We start from the raw sequence: 19416 nt of genomic DNA, 5'->3' as shown, positions 1-19416 counted from the left end.
TAATAACTCCCGCCACGGGGCGGGAGTTTTACTGATACGTAGTATATGGGGATCAAAATCACACTTTCAAGTGTTCAATTTTTAACCAAACCAGTGATGGAACATCAGCTTAATGTAATCAATGATTTTGCCGAAGAAATTGCCTTCAGGAATTTCTTCCAGCACCACCAGTGGGCGCTGATCGATGGTTTTGCCATCCAGCTGGAAGTTGATGGTACCTACAACCTGATTCTTTTGCAGCGGGGCGTGCAGTTCGGTGGTATTCAGCACGTAGCTGGCTTTCAGATCTTTCATGCGCCCGCGCGGGATTGTCAGATAGAGATCTTTGTCCACGCCCAGGGAAGCACGGTCGTGATCGCCAAACCAGACGGGCTCAGAAGCAAATTCTTTACCGGCCTTCAGCGGGTTCACGGTTTCGAAGAAGCGGAAGCCCCAGGTCAGCAATTTTTTACTTTCTGTTTCGCGTCCTTTAAACGTGCGGCCCCCCATCACGGCGGAGATCAGACGCATCTGGCCTTCAGTAGCGGAGGCCACCAGGTTATAGCCGGCTTTGTCGGTGTGACCGGTTTTGATGCCGTCGACGTTCAGGCTGTTATCCCACAGCAGGCCGTTACGGTTGGTCTGACGAATGCCGTTGAAGGTGAACTCTTTCTCTTTGTAGATAGAGTATTCGTTTGGCACATCGCGGATCAGCGCCTGACCAATCAGCGCCATGTCACGCGCAGAGCTGTACTGGCCTTCCGCATCCAGGCCGTGAACGGTCTGGAAGTGGGTGTTTTTCAGGCCCAGCGCGGAGACGTAGCTGTTCATCAGACCCACAAACGCGTCCTGGCTGCCTGCGGCAAAGTCGGCCATTGCCACACAGGCGTCGTTACCGGACTGCAAGTTAATGCCGCGAATCAGCTGAGAGACGGGAACCTGCATGCCTGGCTTCAGGAACATCAGCGATGAACCTTTGAACACCGGGTTACCGGTTGCCCACGCGTCGTTACCGATAGTCACCAGGTCGGTTTCTTTGAATTTACCTGCCTTCATCGCCTGGCCGATAACGTAGCTGGTCATCATTTTTGTCAGGCTGGCCGGATCGCGGCGGACATCGGCGTTCTGTTCTGCCAGAACTTTGCCGGAGTTGTAATCAATCAGGATGTAGGATTCCGCGTCGATCTGCGGAACGCCAGGGATCATGGTCTTGATGTTCAGGTCATCAGCGTGAGCGGCGGAGAACGCAGCAGCGCAAAGGGCCGTGGTCAGCGCCATGCGCTGCACAAAACGAGCAGAAAAAGTGGTCTTCATGGTCAGAACTACGACATCCGTGATGGAATTAAAAAAAGTGCCTTACTATAGCAAATGCTATACGGGCAGGCATCCGACTTTCATCATGAGAGTGTTAACGTGGTTTACACAAACTGACATTTCGGATACCACCGATTAATTATTTCGCAACAGCGATAAACGACTGGAGTTGCGCCTCGCTCTGCAAACGCTGTTGCAGGGACGCGGCCTGTGCTTTGCTGGCAAACGGGCCCATCTGGATACGCCATACCGCACCGTTTTGCTCAACGCGGCCTGGCACGCCAAACTGCTGGCTTAAGCGCTGCTGATACTGCTCTGCACGCGTCCGATCGCTGACGGCGCCAACCTGAACCACGTAGCTGCCGCTCGCCGCCGCAGGCGCAGCAGTCTGCGTCGCAGCCGGCGCAGTTACCGGGGCGGGTTGGGCTGCGGGCGCAGTAACGACAGGTGCAGGCGCTGGAGCAGGTTCATTCGTTTCAATCACGCCCGACGCTAACGTGGTCGGTGCGCCAAGGAAGCCGCTGCTTTTCACCGGGGCGCCTGTCGCATCTTCACTTTGCAGCGTATCGTTGCTGATAGCGCGCACTTCACCCTGCGGCTGTGCGGGCTCTGCCGGCGTTGACGCGCCACCCATACCACCGCTCAGATCCGGGCGAGCGGGCAGGGCGTAGGTTTGCTTCGCAACCGTGGTACAGGCTGTGCCTGGTCCAGACAGCGACCCATCCTGCGCCACGATAATCGGGTCGATACGCACTTTCGTATTATTGGAGGTGTTCAGACGATCGGCCGCCGCGCGCGACAGGGAAATCACGCGATCGTTGCCGTAAGGGCCACGATCGTTGATGCGCACCACGATCATTCGGCCGTTCGCCAGGTTAGTGATGCGCGCATAGCTCGGGATGGGCAGCGTCGGGTGTGCCGCCGTGATCTGCATCGGATCGAAAGTTTCACCTGACGCGGTCAGGTTGCTGCCTGGCTCAGCATCATAGATGGCAGCAAAGCCAGCCTGGCTGAAGCGGGAAGGATCCTGAACGATTTTATAGCTTTTACCGTCGCGCTGATAATCCTGATTCACGCTGGCGTTCAGCGGTTCATAAACGGGATCGGCACCGCTAATTTCAACTATCGGGCCATTACAGACCGCAGGCTGCGGCGGCGCGACGGTTGCCTGTTGCTGACCATCATCACTTGTACAGGCGGCAAGTAAACTTGCTGCGATGCAGATACCCAGCCACTGCTTACGCATTGCGATCCCCTTATTTTTATACGCTTTTGGACAACATTTTCCTGTGGGTATGGATCGACATGACGATACCAAACCCGGCCATCAACACGATCAGTGCCGAGCCCCCGTAGCTCACCAGCGGCAGCGGTACGCCAACAACCGGCAGAATACCACTCACCATACCAATATTTACGAAGACATAAACGAATAAAATCAACATTAACCCACCCGCCATGACTCGGCCAAAGGTGGTCTGCGCGCGCGCGGCAATGTAAAGCCCTCGCATGATCAGCAGCACGTAGAGTGCAAGCAGCACCAGGATGCCAACCAGCCCTAACTCCTCAGCCAGAACGGCAAAGATAAAGTCGGTATGGCGCTCCGGTAAAAATTCGAGCTGCGACTGCGTACCGTGCAGCCAGCCTTTTCCGCGCAGGCCGCCGGAGCCAATCGCAATCTTCGACTGAATAATATGATAGCCTGCGCCCAGCGGATCGGTCTCGGGATCGAGTAGCATCATCACGCGCTGGCGCTGGTAATCATGCATCAGGAAGAACCAGAGAATAGGGATGAAGGCTGCCAGCAGGACGACCGCGATGCCAATCAGACGCCAGCTCAGGCCGGACAGGAACAGGACGAACAAGCCGGAGAGGGCAATAAGAATCGAGGTACCGAGGTCAGGCTGTGCGGCTACGAGCAGCGTCGGCAGGAAAATCAGCACCAGCGCAATGGCGGTATTCTTCAACGACGGCGGACAGACGTCGCGGTTAATGAAGCGCGCCACCATCAGCGGAACGGCGATTTTTGCAATTTCCGACGGCTGGAAGCGGACAATACCCAGATCCAGCCAGCGTTGCGCCCCCTTCGAGATGGCACCGAATGCATCTACCGCCACCAGCAAAATGATACAGAAAATATAGAGATAGGGCGCCCAGCCCTCGTACACGCGCGGTGGAATTTGCGCCATCACCACCATAATGACCAGGCCCATGGCGATCTGGCCGATTTTACGCTCCATCATGCCGATATCCTGGCCGCTGGCGCTCCAGATAACGAGGGCGCTGTACACCAGCAGAGCCAGCAGGATCAGCAGCATGGCTGGGTCGATGTGGATTTTATCCCACAGCGATTTTTTATTCGGATTATCCGTCATGATTATTGGTCCTCCGCCGCAGCGGCTGCCGGGTTTTCAGCAGGCAGTTCGGTGTTGTTATCACCCAGCATGATGTGGTCGAGGATTTGACGCATGATGGTACCCACCGCCGGGCCTGCGCCGCCGTTTTCCAGAATCATCGCCACCGCAACCTGCGGGTTATCGTAAGGGGCAAACGCCGTCATGAGCTTGTGGTCACGCAGACGTTCGGCAATTTTGTGGGCGTTATAGGTTTCATTCGCTTTCAGACCGAAGACCTGCGCAGTACCCGATTTGGCGGCAACCTTATACGGTGCGCCAGCGAAATATTTGTGCGCCGTGCCGTTAGGGCGGTTGGCTACGCCGTACATACCGTCTTTAGCGATTTCCCAGAACCCAGAATGAATGTCACCCACCGGTGGCTCATGAGGCTGTATCCACGGCACTTTTTTGCCGTCTTCAACGGTGCTTTGCAGCAGGTGCGGCACCTTCACTACGCCATCGTTGATAAGGATCATCATCGCCTTGTTCATTTGCAGCGGCGTTGCCGTCCAGTAGCCCTGACCAATCCCCACGGGAATAGTGTCACCCTGATACCAGGGCTTTTTAAAGCGCTTCTGCTTCCATTCGCGGGTTGGCATGTTGCCGGAACGCTCTTCCGCCAAATCTATACCGGTGTAATGCCCGTAGCCGAATTTGCTCATCCATTCAGACAGACGGTCAATACCCATGTCGTAGGCGACCTGATAGAAGAAGGTATCCGCCGACTCCTCCAGTGATTTGGTCACGTTCAGATGGCCATGGCCCCATTTTTTCCAGTCGCGGTAGCGTTTCTCAGAGCCAGGCAACTGCCACCAGCCCGGGTCAAACAGGCTGGTATTGCGGGTAATGACGCCCGCGCTCAGCGCAGACACGGCGACATACGGTTTAACCGTTGATGCTGGAGGATAAACTCCCTGCGTAGCGCGGTTCACCAGCGGGGTGTTTGGATCGTTGAGCAGGCCGGAGTAATCTTTGCTGGAGATACCGTCCACGAAGAGGTTCGGATCGTAGCTTGGCATGGAAACCATCGCCAGAATGCCGCCGGTACGCGGGTCGGTCACGATCACGGCGGCGCGGCTACCCGCCAGCAGCGTTTCGATATACTGCTGGAGTTTCAGGTCGAGCGTCAGATACACGTCATGTCCCGCCTGCGGGGGGACCTCTTTTAGCTGACGGATCACGCGCCCACGGTTGTTGACTTCAACCTCTTCATAACCGGTCTGGCCGTGCAGGACATCTTCGTAATAACGTTCGATGCCCAGCTTGCCGATATCATGGGTTGCGGCGTAGTTAGCCAGCTTGCCGTCTTTATCAAGGCGTTCGACGTCTTTATCGTTGATTTTGGAGACGTAGCCAATCACGTGCGTCAGCGCGGAGCCGTAAGGATAGTAGCGGCGCTTATAACCTTTGACTTCCACGCCGGGAAAACGGTACTGGTTAACGGCAAAACGGGCGACCTGCACTTCTGTCAGGTTGGTTTTTACCGGAATGGAGGTGAAGCGGTGAGAACGTGCGCGCTCTTTTTTGAACGCCGCGATGTCATCATCGTTCAGGTCGACAACGCTTCTCAGCGCGTTCAGCGTATCCTGCACGTTATCCACTTTCTCCGGCATCATCTCAATCTGATAGATGGTGCGGTTTAGCGCCAGCGGGGTACCGTTACGATCGTAGATAATGCCGCGGCTGGGCGCGATGGGCACCAGCTTGATACGGTTTTCGTTTGAGCGGGTCTGGTAATCGGTATAGCGGACAATTTGCAGATTATAGAGGTTGGCGATCAGCACGCCGGTAAGCAGCAAAATCCCCGTAAAGGCGACCAGCGCCCGGCGCACAAACAGCGCGGACTCAGCCGTATAGTCGCGAAAAGAATTCTGTAGTTTCATCCGCTGCTTAAGTTACCCTGGTCAGTCATTACTCGCGGTGATAAGGGTGGTTGGTAGTGATGCTCCACGCGCGATACAAACTTTCTGCCACGAGAACCCGCACGAGCGGGTGGGGCAGCGTCAGCGCAGAGAGTGACCAACTTTGTTCTGCTGCCGCTTTGCAGGCGGGAGATAACCCCTCTGGTCCGCCAATCAACAGACTGACGTCACGACCGTCCTGCTTCCAGCGCTCCAGTTCGTGCGCCAGCTGCGGCGTATCCCAGGGCTTGCCCGGGATATCGAGGGTCACGATGCGGTTTTTGCCTGCGGCAGCCAGCATCAGCTCTCCCTCTTTATCGAGAATACGTTTGATATCTGCGTTCTTGCCGCGCTTTCCTGCTGGGATCTCCACCAGTTCGAACGGCATATCTTTTGGGAAACGACGCAGATACTCAGTAAAACCGGTTTGTACCCAGTCCGGCATTTTGGTGCCGACGGCGACCAGCTGCAACTTCACGCATTAACCCCAGAGTTTTTCCAGCTCATACAGGCGACGGCTCTCTTCCTGCATGACGTGGACAATCACATCGCCGAGATCGACAACCACCCAGTCAGCGGTCGCTTCACCTTCAACGCCCAGCGGAAGCAGCCCTGCCGCGCGCGATTCCTGAACAACATGGTCAGCAATCGAAACAACGTGACGAGTTGAGGTACCGGTGCAGATAATCATGCAGTCGGTGATGCTGGATTTACCCTTAACGTCGATAGCGATGATGTCCTGACCTTTCAGGTCATCAATTTTGTCGATAACAAAATCCTGGAGTGCTTTACCCTGCAAGTTTTCCCCCTGGGTGAATGAGATTGTACAACTGTGAATTCGTGGTCAGCCAGTATACCTGAACTGACGCCAGTCGCGGGACAAATGTCACCGCCCGGCTTTTGAAGGCGGGTATCATCCCACCCTCCGCCTGAGATTGCATCGCCATTTTTGTAAAACAATTTCTGTAAAGCAACGATCGGCGGGAAAGTCTGGCAGCGGAGGATATCAGTATGGCTTAGCCTGTCAAGGCAGGATAATCATTAACAGACAATTTCGCCGGTGATGTTCAGGCATCTGTACTTTTCTGATACAGACCGTGTGCGTGGATATAGGCCAGCACAGGTAAGGGCAGGAGATCGTCACAGTTTAAACCCTGCTGGAGACGCTCGCGGATAAGGGTTGCGGAAATATCAAACCACGGCGTCTCGGCGAGGTAAATTTTACCGGCGGGCAGGCTGTGAAGGTCTTCTATATTGTCCGTAAGATGCGCGTCAAGCCACTGCTGATGCTGCGGTTCACGCATGGTCAGCGGGTAGCCCGGACGGCGGCAGACCAGCAAGTGACTGTTTTCCAATATGGTTTTGTACTGGTACCAGCTGGGAAAGTTGAGCAAGGAATCCTGGCCGATGATAAACGCCAGCGGTTTCACTGGCCCCTGCTCAGCGCGCCACTCCCGCAGCGTTTGCGATGTCCAGGACGGCGTATCCCGGCGCAGTTCGCGCTCGTCCAGCGTGAAGAGAGGCTTATCGGCGATAGCCAGCGCGAGCATCGATTTGCGCTGTTCGCTGGTTGCTTCTGGCTGAGGACGGTGCGGCGGAACATTGTTGGGCATGATGATCACCCGCTGCAAGCCAATCAAATTCGCGAGGATTTCTACCGGCTTAAGATGCCCATAGTGCACCGGGTCGAAGGTCCCGCCATACATTGCCTGTAAAGAATGCATATCACCCATCGATAAATACGTCTGCCAGCGCCTTATGGCAGAGCAGTAAAGAGAGGCTCTCCAGCTCCGCCCAGACGGACTGGCCGTAATCCTGTTTCAGCGTCAGTTCGGCGCGCATCAGCAGTTGCACGGCCTGACGCAGCTGTTCCTGGCTCAGGCGGTTTATCGCCTCCGTGGTCATCGCCCGACGGTTCTGCCACACGCGATGCTTGTCGAATAAGGCGCGCAGGGGCGTATGCGCCGACTGGCGCTTAAGGTTGTTCAGCAGCAGTAGTTCGCGCTGGAGCGTGCGGAGCAGAATGACCGGCTCACTACCTTCCAGGCGAAGCTGTTGCAGTATGTGCAGGGCACGCTTACTTTTCGCCGACAGCAGCGCATCAACCCAGTGGAAGGGGGTAAAGTGCGCGGCATCGTTCACCGCCTGTTCGACGCGGGGCAGCGTCAGCTTGCCATCCGGCCACAGCAGGGAGAGCCTGTCCAGCGCCTGCGCCAGTGCCAGAAGATTGCCTTCATAGCAGTAGCAAAGGAGCTGGCTGGCGGCATCGTCCAGTTGCAGGTTGTGCTGCTTTGCTCGCGCGGCGACCCATTTTGGCAGATGTGCCTGCTCAGGCGTCTGGCAGGTAACCAGCACTGCACTGGTGGCCAGTCGGGTAAACCAGGCCGCGTTTTCCTGCGCTTTAGTGAGTTTGTTGCCGCGTACTATCAGCAGCAGATCGCTGTGTAACAAACTGACCAGCATGGTCAGCTGTTCGTTGATGGCGGCGTTAGGGCCATTCTCTGGCAGCAGGATCTGGATTGTCTGACGTGAGGCAAACAGGCTCATGGCCTGACAAAGCGAGAAGATAGCGTTCCAGTCGGTACTATTATCGATCTGGAACGTATGATGCTCATCAAAGCCCTGCGCGGCTGCCGCATGGCGAACAGCATCAAGGCTTTCCTGAAGTAACAGGGGGTCGTTACCAAGTAGCAGGTAGGCCGCGCGCAGCCCTTCGTTGAGCTGCGCGCGGAGTTGTTCAGGATACAACCTGATCATCAGTTACCCAGCGACGTTGGCATGTCCGGCGTGCTGGCATCCGGTGTTTCGATGACGTCAGCGCCTTTCTTCGACGACGCGGCAATGGCTGGCAGTCTACGGATCAGCTGCTCTGCGGCCTTATCGTACATTTCCTTGATGATAATCTGCTGTTCAGCGTCTTTTGCCAGGGCCGTCTGCGGGTTATCGAAGAACGAACGGTAGACTTTAGTGTTGATAGGGTAAATATCTTTACCCGGCATTAAGACGGCCGCATCAACGGTAAGCACCATTTGATATTCCGCGGTTCGACCATCCTGGAAGATCGACGCCGTGTCTTGTGACAGCGTAGATTTCAGGACGCGAAGCGAAGGAACATCCTGACGCAGGGTTCCCTTCTCGATCAGCTTAACATCGTTCAAACGCAGCTGGTTACGAATGGCCCGGCTCAGCGGTCCGTTCGGATCGGATGAGTCGAAGATCATCGTTTTCATCTGCGCAGGCACTGCCGTGGTGTTGCGCAGGTGCCAGCCGCAGCCAGCGGTGACAAGCACCGCCAGAGATAAGAGTATTGTTGCCAGTTGTCGCACGTTTCCTCCCGCGCTTAGCCAACGACCAGATTCAGCAGTTTACCAGGTACGTAGATCACTTTACGTACGGTAACGCCCTCAAGGTATTTCGCGACCAGATGTTCCTGGCCTGCGCGCTCGCGAACCTGTTCTTCGGTTGCGTCGACCGCGACGGTGATTTTACCGCGCACTTTACCGTTAACCTGCACCACCACCAGCGTGGTGTTTTCCACCATAGCGGATTCATCAGCCACTGGCCACGGCGCGTTGTCGATATCGCCTTCGCCTTTCAGCTCTTGCCACAGCGTGAAACTTACGTGCGGCGTGAACGGGTTCAGCATGCGAACGACCGCCAGCAGCGCTTCACGCATTAACGCGCGATCCTGCTCGCCGTCCTGCGGAGCTTTCGCCAGCTTGTTCATCAGTTCCATAATAGCCGCAATTGCGGTATTGAAGGTCTGACGACGACCAATATCGTCGGTGACTTTCGCAATGGTTTTATGAACATCACGACGCAGCGCCTGCTGATCTTCAGTCAGTGCAGCTACGTTCAGCGCTGGCGCATCGCCCTGAGAGGTGTGCTCGTAAACCAGTTTCCAGACGCGTTTCAGGAAGCGGTTGGCCCCTTCAACACCGGATTCCTGCCACTCAAGGGTCATGTCTGCCGGAGATGCAAACATCATGAACAGACGCACGGTGTCTGCACCGTAACGCTCAACCATTACCTGCGGGTCGATGCCGTTATTTTTAGACTTGGACATCTTGCTCATGCCGGTATAAACCAGTTCATGACCTTCAGCGTCTTTCGCCTTCACGATACGGCCTTTCTCGTCACGTTCGACAATCGCATCAACCGGAGAAACCCAGTTACGCTCGCCGTTCGCGCCAACGTAGTAGAACGCATCTGCCAGCACCATCCCCTGACACAGCAGCTGTTTTGCTGGCTCGTTGGAATTGACCAGGCCTGCGTCACGCATCAGCTTGTGGAAGAAACGGAAGTAGAGCAGGTGCATGATGGCGTGTTCAATGCCGCCGATGTAGATGTCTACCGGCAGCCAGTAGTTTGCCGCGTCGGAATCCAGCATGCCTTCTTTGTACTGCGGGCAGGTGTAGCGCGCGTAGTACCAGGAGGACTCCATGAAGGTGTCGAAGGTGTCGGTTTCACGCAGCGCTGGCTGACCGTTGACGGTGGTTTTGGCCCACTCAGGATCGGCTTTGATCGGGCTGGTGATACCGTCCATGACCACGTCTTCCGGCAGGATCACCGGCAGCTGATCTTCCGGGGTTGGCATGACGGTGCCGTCTTCCAGAGTCACCATAGGGATTGGCGCACCCCAGTAACGCTGGCGGGAAACGCCCCAGTCGCGCAGACGGTAGTTCACTTTACGCTCGCCCACGCCCAGAGAAGCCAGCCTGTCGGCGATGGCGTTGAAGCCTTCTTCGAAGCTCAGGCCGCTAAACTCCCCGGAGTTAAACAGGGTGCCTTTTTCGGTCAGCGCCTGCTCGGAGAGGTCAGGTTCAGAACCGTCAGCCGCCAGGATCACAGGCTTGATGTTCAGGCCGTATTTGGTGGCAAATTCGTAGTCACGCTGATCGTGGCCCGGCACGGCCATCACTGCGCCCGTACCGTATTCCATCAGCACGAAGTTCGCTGCCCAGACGGGGATGGCTTCGCCCGTCAGCGGGTGAATTGCTTTGAAGCCGGTATCAACGCCTTTTTTCTCCATCGTCGCCATGTCGGCTTCGGCCACTTTCGTGTTGCGGCATTCGTCGATGAAGGTTGCCAGCTCCGGATTGTTTTCCGCTGCTTTTTGTGCCAGCGGGTGACCCGCAGCCACGGCAAGGTAAGTCGCACCCATGAAGGTGTCCGGACGGGTGGTGTAGACGGTCAGGGTCTGATCGTAATTTTCTACGTTGAAGGTGATTTCAACGCCTTCAGAACGGCCAATCCAGTTGCGCTGCATGGTTTTAACGGTGTCAGGCCAGTGATCCAGAGTATCCAGATCGTTCAGCAGCTCGTCAGCGTAGGCGGTGATTTTGATAAACCACTGTGGGATCTCTTTACGCTCAACTTTGGTGTCGCAGCGCCAGCAGCAGCCGTCGATAACCTGCTCGTTCGCCAGTACGGTCTGGTCGTTCGGGCACCAGTTAACGGCGGACGTTTTCTTGTAGACCAGGCCTTTTTTATACAGTTCGGTGAAGAACTTCTGCTCCCAGCGATAATATTCTGGTGTGCAGGTGGCCAGCTCGCGGCTCCAGTCGTAGCCGAAGCCCAGCATTTTGAGCTGGTTTTTCATGTACGCGATGTTGTCGTACGTCCACGGAGCCGGTGCCGTGTTGTTTTTCACCGCCGCGCCTTCAGCAGGCAAGCCGAACGCATCCCAGCCGATAGGCTGAAGAACGTTTTTGCCCAGCATACGCTGGTAGCGTGCAATCACATCACCGATGGTGTAGTTACGCACATGGCCCATGTGTAGTCGACCAGAAGGATAGGGAAGCATCGACAGGCAGTAATACTTCTCTTTGCTCTCGTCTTCGGTTACTTCAAAGGTGCGCTTCTCGTCCCAGTGTTGCTGGACTTTTGATTCTATCTCTTCCGGGCGGTATTGCTCTTGCATGGCAGCCAGTGGTCCTGTGTTCAATACAGCTACAAATGTAGCCAATGGATGTGGTAATTCAGATCCGCATAGCATAGCCCAAACGCCCGCGTCAAAACAGCCTTTCACGCAAATGCACTTTGCAGGAATTTACCGGGTCTGTGCTTCACCTGACAAAGCGGCGTCGAAATAAGGTCTATTATTAGAGACAGTTACTTACCCGGGAGGCAAGATGATGAACAAGGTTGCTCAATTTTACCGTGAACTGGTGGCCACACTGACGGAACGACTGCGTAACGGCGAGCGCGATATCGACGCGCTGGTCGAACAGGCACGCGCACGCGTGACGCAAACGGGTGAGTTAACGCGAACCGAAGTGGAAGAGGTGACGCGCGCCGTGCGCCGTGACCTGGAAGAGTTTGCGCGAAGCTACGAAGAGAGCCAGGACGAGATCGCCGATAGCGTTTTTATGCGAGTCATTAAAGAGAGCCTGTGGCAGGAACTGGCGGATATTACCGATAAAACCCAGCTGGAGTGGCGCGAGGTGTTCCAGGATTTAAACCACCACGGTGTCTATCACAGCGGCGAAGTGGTGGGGCTGGGGAATCTGGTGTGTGAGAAGTGCCACCACCATATGGCCGTGTATACGCCGGAGGTGCTGTCGCTGTGTCCGAAGTGCGGGCACGACCAGTTCCAGCGTCGCCCGTTTGAGCCATAATAAAAAGCGCAGGTTTATTCCCTCTCCCCGTGGGAGAGGGCCGGGGTGAGGGCATCAGGCAGCAGTATAGTAAGTAAGCCGCTCCGCCAGTAAATCCACAAATCCTTCCCGATCGATATCCACCATTACCGTCGTATTCGGCTTGTTTCCCGTCAATGAGTAATAGTCCACCACCGTCATCCCCTGCGTATATTTCCCCTGCGTCTCCACGCCAACCCAGCGCTCCACCGTGGTAAACATCTCCGGCTTCAGCAGCCAGGCGATGGTGCATGGGTCGTGCAGCGGCGCGCCGTGGAAGCCCCACTTCTCGGCTTTGTGATATTCCATAAAGAAGTCGAGCAGCTCGGCCACGGTCGTTGCAACCGGGTTGCCCACGGCGCGGAAGCGTTCAATATCGTCTGCCATAATCTGCGCCCGATGCGTCACGTCCAGCCCCGCCATCACAATCGGCAGGCCCGACTGGAAGACGATCTCCGCTGCTTCCGGGTCAACAAAGATGTTGAATTCGGCCGCAGGCGTCCAGTTCCCCAGCCCCATTGATCCGCCCATGATGACGATACGGGCGATGTTGCTGTGCAGTTCAGGATGGCTGTTCAGCAGAAGTGCAACGTTGGTCTGCGGGCCGGTAGCCACCAGCGTCACGGGCTCTGCGCTTTCACGCAGTATCTTTGCCATCAGCTCGACGGCAGTGCAGTCTTGCGGTGCGAAACCTGGCTCCGGCAGCGCCGGGCCATCCAGCCCGCTTTCACCGTGAACGTTGTCCGCAATGATCAGCTCGCGCATCAGCGGCTTAACGGCGCCGCCTGCGACCGGAATATCGGTGCGTTTCAGCAGCGTCAGCATGCGCAACACGTTTCGCAAGGTTTTATCCGGCGTCTGGTTCCCGGCGGAGGAGGTGACAGCTTTGACGTCCAGTTCAGGGGAGGCAAGCGCGAGGACGAGCGCGATCGCGTCATCATGACCCGGATCGCAGTCGAGAATTATAGGGTGTGCCATAGCGTTCTCCATTCTCAGCATTATTTTGTGACAAGGTTAACGCTGCGATGTGACGCCGAATAGAAAAAGAGAGCTAAAGCGTGAAGCAGTGCGCAATCCGCGAATTGCGCACTGAAAAGATTAATGCAGGATTTTAGCGAGGAAGTCTTTTGCACGTTCGGATTTCGGATTCGCGAAGAACTCTTCTTTCGGCGAGTCTTCAACAATTTTCCCTTCATCCATGAAGATCACGCGGTTGGCCACTTTACGGGCAAAGCCCATTTCGTGCGTCACCACCATCATGGTCATCCCTTCGTGCGCCAGCTCCACCATCACGTCCAGCACTTCGTTGATCATCTCCGGATCGAGTGCAGAAGTAGGTTCATCGAACAGCATCGCCACCGGATCCATACACAGCGCCCGCGCGATTGCCACGCGCTGCTGCTGGCCGCCCGAAAGCTGTGCCGGAAACTTATCCGCATGCGCAGAGAGCCCGACGCGTTCCAGTAACTTCAGCCCTTTTTCGCGCGCCGCTTTTTTATCGCGCTTCAGCACTTTCACCTGCGCAAGCGTCAGGTTTTCAATGATCGACAGGTGCGGGAACAGCTCAAAATGCTGGAACACCATGCCCACGTGGGAGCGAAGCTGGGCAAGGTTGGTTTTACGGTCGTTCACTTTGGTGCCGTTAACGACAATCTCGCCCTGCTGGACAGGTTCCAGACCATTAACGGTTTTGATAAGCGTAGACTTACCGGAACCGGACGGGCCGCAGACCACCACCACATCGCCTTTTTTCACTTCTGTTGAGCAGTCGGTCAGCACCTGAAAGTGCCCATACCATTTAGAAACATTTTTCAGGGAAATCATTATACGGTCCTTTTCTTCAGCCAGCTGACCAACAGCGATGCGCTTAAACTAATCACAAAATAGACCCCGCCCGCGAAGAGGATCATCTCAACCTGCGTTCCGTCACGTTCGCCAATGGTGGAGGCGGTACGGAAGAAGTCTGCCAGGCTCAGCACGTAGACCAGGGAGGTATCCTGGAACAGGACGATGCCTTGCGTCAGCAGCAGCGGAACCATGGCGCGAAACGCCTGCGGCAGAATAATCAGCTTCATGGACTGCCAGTGCGTCATACCGAGCGCCAGCGCAGCGCTGGACTGCCCGCGCGAGATACTCTGAATACCGGCGCGGATGATCTCGGAGTAGTAGGCGGCTTCAAACATGGAAAACGCCACCATGGCAGAGATCAGGCGGATATCGGTTTTCGGCGACAGACCCAGCACGTTCTGTAAGAAGCCGGGAACAATCAGGTAAAACCACAGCAGCACCATGACCAGCGGGATGGAGCGGAACACGTTAACGTAAGCCGTGGCGAACCAGGCGAGCGGCTTAAAGCTCGACAGGCGCATCACCGCCAGCAGGGTGCCCCAGACAATACCGACAATAATGGCGATAACGGTGATCTTTAAGGTAATTGCCAGTCCATCCAGCAGATAGGGCATGGAGGGAACAATAGAACTCCAGTCAAATTCGTACATTATTTGCCCCCCAGATTGCCCGGCAGGCGTACTTTGCGTTCAACCAGGTTCATCACCAGCATGATGAAAGCGTTAATTAGAACATACGCGAGCGTGATCGCCGTGAAGGATTCCCACGCGTGAGCGGAGTAATCCAGCAGCTTACCCGCCTGCGCCGCCATATCGACCAGGCCAATGGTTGAGGCGATGGCCGAGTTTTTCACCAGGTTCATCATTTCGGAGGTCATTGGCGGAACGATGACGCGGTAAGCGTTAGGCAACAGGACGTAACGGTAGGCCTGTGGCAGGGTCAGGCCCATCGCCAGTGCCGCATTCTTTTGCCCGCGCGGCAGTGACTGTATGGCGGCTCGTACCTGCTCGCAGACGCGCGCAGCGGTGAACAGCCCCAGACACAGCATGGAAGAGACAAAGAACTGTACGTTAGGATCCAGTTCTGCCTTGAACCACATGCCGAGATCTTCCGGCAGCAGTTCCGGGATCACCAGATACCAGGTAAAGAACTGCACGATCAGCGGAACGTTACGGAACAGTTCCACATAGAGCGTGCCAATTGAAGAGAGAAAACGGTTAGGGACGGTACGCAGGATACCGAACAGCGAACCGACAAGAAACGCGATAATCCACGCCGTTATCGATAGCGCAACGGTAACCTGAAAGCCGCTCCACAGCCAGCCGAGATAGGTGGTGTTGCCGAACGGGGCTTGTTGCAGAAAGATGCCCCAGTTCCAGTCAATTGACATAGTAAACTCCAGAAAAAAGAGGGTAGCAGCGCTACCCTCGAAGATTGGTGAGAAGCTCAATTTTTGCGCTGAGTGGGGAACGACCACTCAACGTATAGTCTGTCCATGCTTCCCGACAATCGAGAGGGCAGGAGATCCCGCCCTTGTCGTTCTAATTAGTTAAGAGCTTTGTCGTTTGGTGATTTGAACAGCGCTTTCATGTCGTCAGACAGTTCAAAGTTCATGTTCAGGTTTTTTGGTGGAATAGGGTTCTTGAACCATTTGTCGAACCATTTTGCCGCTTCGCCAGAGGTTTGCGCCTGAGCGATGGTGTCATCGATCAGCTTTTTGAAGTCTTCATCACCTTTACGCAGCATACAGCCGTAAGCTTCTTTCGACTGTGCGGTTCCGACGATTTCCCAGTTGTCTGGTTTCTTCGCCTTCGCGCGCTCGCCCGCCAGCAGGGCGTCATCCATCATAAACGCGACAGCACGACCGCTTTCCAGGGTACGGAAGGAGTCGCCGTGGTCTTTCGCGCTGATGATGCGCATGTCCATTTTCTTCTCGTCGTTCAGCTTGTGCAGCAGTACTTCGGATGTGGTACCAGAGGTCACGACAACCGCTTTGCCTTTCAGGTCAGCAAAGTCTTTGATGTCGCCGCCTTTTTTCGTCAGCAGGCGAGTGCCCACAACGAAGATGGTATCGGAGAAAGCGGCCTGTTTCTGACGTTCAAGGTTGTTGGTGGTCGAGCCACACTCAAAATCAAACGTGCCGTTTTGCAGCAGAGGGATACGGTTCTGTGAAGTGATGGGGATCAGCTTCACTTGCAGGTCAGGTTTGTTCAGCTTTTTCTTCACGGCTTCAACGATGGCGTTGGAGTAATCCTGTGAATAGCCCACGACTTTTTGCGTGTTGTCGTAGTAAGAGAACGGGACAGAAGATTCACGGTGGCCGACCACGATCACGCCGTTTTTGGCAATCTTGTCGAGAGTGCTTCCTGCTGCCGGAGCGTCTTCAGCGTGGACGACGCCCGCAGACATTCCCATAACCAGCATTGCTGTGGCCAGTTTACGTAATTGCATACCCAACTCCTTTCTTATCAGCGCCAGTGACGCATAGATACCCATTGTGATGTTGTTATATCTCGCGCAATGCGAGTGCAGTGTTATGCAAGCTTGTTAACATTTAGTCTGGCTTAATGTAAAGATTTTGCTGCGTTATTGTTTATTTTTGCGAAGCGCGCCGCACCATTCCGAGGCAATAATCTCCCGTTGCACCGTTTCGGTGCCACCGGCGATCGATGCTGGTGCGACAGGGTTGCACGTTAAGCCAGACAGCGTTTGTGTCAAGAAACAAAGCAACAGGCGTGCCAGAATTGAAGGTTGGGAGGAAATTGTCGGGTGGCGGCGACGCCTTACCCGACCTGTGGGAGTAAAATGTAGGCCGGGTAAGCGTCAGCGCTACCCGACAACAGAAGGTAAGACTAGCGACGACGCTGACGCAGGCCCATCAGCACGGCGCCAAAGCCGAACAGCGCGGTCAGGATCCACAGCGGCCAGTTGCCGGTGCGGGCGTACGGCGTCAGGCCCGAGGCAGGCGTGACTTTGGTTGTCAGCACTTCACGGGTGAACTGCGGGATCATGGCCTGGATTTCGCCCTGCGGGCCAATCACGGCGGTGATGCCGTTATTGGTGCTACGCAGCAGCGGACGCGCCAGCTCCAGAGAACGCATTCGCGCCATCTGGAAGTGCTGCCACGGGCCAATCGATTTACCGAACCAGGCGTCGTTTGAGATGGTCAGCAGATAGTCGGTGTCCGGGCGGAAGTTATCGCGCACCTGCTCGCCGAGGATAATCTCGTAGCAAATGGCGGCCGTCAGGGCAAAACCGTGCGCGTGAAGCTGCGGCTGAATGTACGGGCCGCGGCTGAAGGAGGACATCGGCAAATCGAAGAACGGTGCCAGCGGGCGCAGAATCGACTCCAGCGGAACAAACTCGCCAAACGGGACAAGGTGATTTTTGTTGTAGCGATTGGTGGAGGTATAGCTGTATTCGCTGTCCTTACCAAGCGTAATGATCGCGTTGTAGGTGTCATAGCGGTTCTGCTGATTCAGACGCGCATCCACAATGCCGGTAATCAGCGTACTGCCGCGGGCGCGCAGCAAATCGTCCATCATCTTCAGGAAGGGCTGCTGATTGATCTCCAGGTCCGGGATCGCAGACTCAGGCCAGATGATGAGCTGTGATTTGCCCATCACCTCTTCGGTGGCGTTGGCGTAGATTTTCAGCGTGTTCAGCAACTGATTCTCATCCCATTTCAGTGACTGTGGGATATCGCCCTGTACCAGAGAAACCTGCGTGGCGCGCGCGGGCTCCAGCGTGTACCACTGGATATAGCGCAGCGGGAAGGGCAGGGCAAACAGGATCAGCGCGACAGCCAGCGGCTTCCCGTTACGCGTCACCAGGGCCAGCACCAGCAGGCCGCTGACCGCCATTAACAGGAAGTTGATCGCCTCCACGCCCATGACGGGAGCCAGACCTTTCAGCGGTCCGTCTATCTGGCTATAGCCGAACTGCAACCACGGGAAGCCGGTCAGTACCCAGCCGCGCAGAAATTCGGTGATTTGCCAGACAACGGGAGCCGCTATCGCCACGCGCAGCCAGCTGGTTTTAGGCCACAGACGAGAAAGGACGCCCGCGAACAGGCCGGTGTAGAGCGACAGATACGCGGCGAGCAGCACAACCAGGAAGACGTTAACCGGCCCCGGCATTCCGCCAAATTGCGCGATACTGACGTAGACCCAGTTGATGCCAGAGCCGAACAGCCCCAGCCCCCAGAAGTAGCCGATGGCTGCGGCCTGTACCGGGCGACGGTTCAGGGTCAGACCCTGTAGCCCCATCAGGGAGAGAAGAGCGGCTGGCCAGATATCGTAAGGAGAAAAAGCCAGCGTACCGCTGGCTCCGAGTAACAGCGCCAGCAGCAAACGGACGCGCTGGCGTTCTAATAATGGGGCAAATGCCATTTACATTAATCTTCCAGTTTTGGCACCGGTGAGTCGTCCGGCATTCTGACGTGAACCTGAATAATACGTCGGCTGTCAGCCATTGCGACCTTGAACTGGTAACCATCGATGTCAACGGTTTCACCGCGGGCCGGAAGATGGCCGAAGGCCTGCATCACCAGACCGCCAATGGTGTCCACTTCTTCATCGCTGAAGCTGGTGCCGAAGGTGTCGTTGAAGTCTTCAATGGAGGCCAGCGCGCGCACGGTCCAGGTGTGGCGGCTCAGCTGACGGAAGTCGATATCCTCTTCTTCGTCATACTCATCTTCAATTTCGCCCACGATCAGCTCAAGGATGTCCTCGATTGTAACCAGACCGGAAACGCCGCCAAATTCATCAATAACAATCGCCATGTGGTAGCGCTGGGAGCGAAACTCCTTCAGCATCCGATCCACACGTTTACTTTCCGGCACAACGACGGCCGGACGTAACACTTTTTCCATACTGAAGGCTTCGGCATCGCTGCGCATAAACGGCAGCAGATCTTTCGCCATCAAAATCCCTTCGATGTGATCTTTATCTTCGCTGATGACCGGGAAGCGCGAGTGAGCCGATTCGATAATCACATCGAGGCACTCGTCCAGCGTCTGGTTGCGTTTCAGGGTAATCATCTGCGAGCGGGGGATCATGATGTCGCGGACGCGCTGGTCGGCGATGTCCATCACCCCTTCGAGCATTTCGCGCGTATCTTCATCGATAAGATCGTTCTGCCCGGAATCACGAATCAGCTCCAGCAGTTCATCACGGTTTTTGGGTTCGCCGTGGAAAAGCTGGTTCAGAATGAGGGAGAAAAATCCCTTTTTTGTGGTTGTCGTGTCGCTACTGTGTGAATTGTCGTCGCTCATGGCGTTTGTTAAGGGTTCTCTTGTTAGTTCAACGTTAACCGCCGCGCTTTGTCCCTGCGCGGCGG

The 19416-nt window shown here is 55.8% G+C and carries 18 protein-coding genes; 1 reads left to right on the top strand and 17 read right to left on the bottom strand.

The genetic code is table 11. The features are described 5' to 3' along the window. Positions 1 to 81 precede the first annotated feature (81 nt). From dacA to leuS, 10 genes are all read right to left on the bottom strand, one after another. A complete protein-coding gene (gene dacA, locus A3466_RS03355) occupies positions 82 to 1293 on the bottom strand; it encodes a D-alanyl-D-alanine carboxypeptidase DacA (RefSeq protein WP_063449379.1) in 1212 nt (403 codons plus the stop codon). A gap of 139 nt (positions 1294 to 1432) precedes the next feature. After that, positions 1433 to 2539, bottom strand: coding sequence for an endolytic peptidoglycan transglycosylase RlpA (rlpA, locus tag A3466_RS03350; RefSeq protein ID WP_063449378.1), 1107 nt, complete (start codon positions 2537 to 2539; stop codon positions 1433 to 1435). Between the two features lie 16 nt (positions 2540 to 2555). Continuing rightward, positions 2556 to 3668: a peptidoglycan glycosyltransferase MrdB gene (mrdB, locus tag A3466_RS03345; protein ID WP_048966702.1), complete on the bottom strand. Its 1113-nt coding sequence runs from the start codon at positions 3666 to 3668 to the stop codon at positions 2556 to 2558. Positions 3669 to 3670: 2 nt separating this feature from the next. Continuing rightward, positions 3671 to 5572, bottom strand: coding sequence for a peptidoglycan DD-transpeptidase MrdA (gene mrdA, locus A3466_RS03340; RefSeq protein WP_063449377.1), 1902 nt, complete (start codon positions 5570 to 5572; stop codon positions 3671 to 3673). A 28-nt stretch (positions 5573 to 5600) separates the two neighbouring features. After that, positions 5601 to 6068, bottom strand: coding sequence for a 23S rRNA (pseudouridine(1915)-N(3))-methyltransferase RlmH (rlmH, locus tag A3466_RS03335; RefSeq protein ID WP_003858701.1), 468 nt, complete (start codon positions 6066 to 6068; stop codon positions 5601 to 5603). A gap of 3 nt (positions 6069 to 6071) precedes the next feature. Beyond that, the gene (gene rsfS / locus A3466_RS03330) at positions 6072 to 6389 is read right to left on the bottom strand and encodes a ribosome silencing factor (protein ID WP_003858696.1); all 318 of its coding nucleotides are present in this window, start codon (positions 6387 to 6389) and stop codon (positions 6072 to 6074) included. A 268-nt stretch (positions 6390 to 6657) separates the two neighbouring features. Further along, positions 6658 to 7323 carry a nicotinate-nucleotide adenylyltransferase gene (gene nadD / locus A3466_RS03325; RefSeq protein WP_063449376.1) on the bottom strand — a complete coding sequence of 222 codons (666 nt, stop codon included), beginning with the start codon at positions 7321 to 7323 and terminating at the stop codon, positions 6658 to 6660. After that, complete coding sequence (holA, locus tag A3466_RS03320) at positions 7316 to 8347, bottom strand: DNA polymerase III subunit delta (RefSeq protein ID WP_063449375.1); 1032 nt, start codon at positions 8345 to 8347, stop codon at positions 7316 to 7318. The genes nadD and holA overlap by 8 nt, the downstream gene beginning before the upstream one ends. Then, positions 8347 to 8916, bottom strand: coding sequence for an LPS assembly lipoprotein LptE (gene lptE / locus A3466_RS03315; protein ID WP_063449374.1), 570 nt, complete (start codon positions 8914 to 8916; stop codon positions 8347 to 8349). The genes holA and lptE overlap by 1 nt, the downstream gene beginning before the upstream one ends. A gap of 14 nt (positions 8917 to 8930) precedes the next feature. Continuing rightward, positions 8931 to 11513: a leucine--tRNA ligase gene (leuS, locus tag A3466_RS03310; protein ID WP_063449373.1), complete on the bottom strand. Its 2583-nt coding sequence runs from the start codon at positions 11511 to 11513 to the stop codon at positions 8931 to 8933. 214 nt (positions 11514 to 11727) lie between these two features. On the opposite strand from leuS, the gene A3466_RS03305 reads away from it, so the two are divergent. After that, the gene (locus A3466_RS03305) at positions 11728 to 12210 is read left to right on the top strand and encodes a zinc ribbon-containing protein (protein WP_063449468.1); all 483 of its coding nucleotides are present in this window, start codon (positions 11728 to 11730) and stop codon (positions 12208 to 12210) included. Between the two features lie 54 nt (positions 12211 to 12264). Here the strand turns inward: A3466_RS03305 and rihA are convergent, their stop codons facing one another. The 7 genes from rihA to corC form a co-directional block, all read right to left on the bottom strand. Beyond that, positions 12265 to 13206: a pyrimidine-specific ribonucleoside hydrolase RihA gene (gene rihA, locus A3466_RS03300; protein WP_063449372.1), complete on the bottom strand. Its 942-nt coding sequence runs from the start codon at positions 13204 to 13206 to the stop codon at positions 12265 to 12267. Positions 13207 to 13326: 120 nt separating this feature from the next. Then, positions 13327 to 14052 (bottom strand): amino acid ABC transporter ATP-binding protein, encoded by a 726-nt coding sequence (locus A3466_RS03295; RefSeq protein ID WP_006809622.1) that lies wholly within the window; start codon positions 14050 to 14052, stop codon positions 13327 to 13329. Further along, entirely contained in the window at positions 14052 to 14726 is a 675-nt protein-coding gene (gltK, locus tag A3466_RS03290; protein WP_022647437.1) for a glutamate/aspartate ABC transporter permease GltK, read from the bottom strand. The genes A3466_RS03295 and gltK overlap by 1 nt, the downstream gene beginning before the upstream one ends. Next, positions 14726 to 15466 carry a glutamate/aspartate ABC transporter permease GltJ gene (gene gltJ, locus A3466_RS03285; RefSeq protein ID WP_015571133.1) on the bottom strand — a complete coding sequence of 247 codons (741 nt, stop codon included), beginning with the start codon at positions 15464 to 15466 and terminating at the stop codon, positions 14726 to 14728. Before gltJ ends, gltK begins: the two co-directional genes overlap by 1 nt. 155 nt (positions 15467 to 15621) lie before the next feature. Further along, positions 15622 to 16527 carry an amino acid ABC transporter substrate-binding protein gene (locus tag A3466_RS03280; RefSeq protein ID WP_003858681.1) on the bottom strand — a complete coding sequence of 302 codons (906 nt, stop codon included), beginning with the start codon at positions 16525 to 16527 and terminating at the stop codon, positions 15622 to 15624. A gap of 401 nt (positions 16528 to 16928) precedes the next feature. Then, positions 16929 to 18467: an apolipoprotein N-acyltransferase gene (gene lnt, locus A3466_RS03275; protein ID WP_063449371.1), complete on the bottom strand. Its 1539-nt coding sequence runs from the start codon at positions 18465 to 18467 to the stop codon at positions 16929 to 16931. A gap of 5 nt (positions 18468 to 18472) precedes the next feature. Beyond that, on the bottom strand, positions 18473 to 19351 hold the full coding sequence (corC, locus tag A3466_RS03270) for a CNNM family magnesium/cobalt transport protein CorC (RefSeq protein WP_003858679.1): 879 nt from the start codon (positions 19349 to 19351) through the stop codon (positions 18473 to 18475). Positions 19352 to 19416 lie beyond the last annotated feature (65 nt).

Origin of the sequence: Enterobacter genomosp. S (assembly GCF_001631805.1) — a bacterium.
GTDB lineage: Bacteria > Pseudomonadota > Gammaproteobacteria > Enterobacterales > Enterobacteriaceae > Enterobacter > Enterobacter quasihormaechei.
Note: the sequence above shows the minus strand (reverse complement) of the source record. Positions and strands in the feature narration are given on the sequence as shown.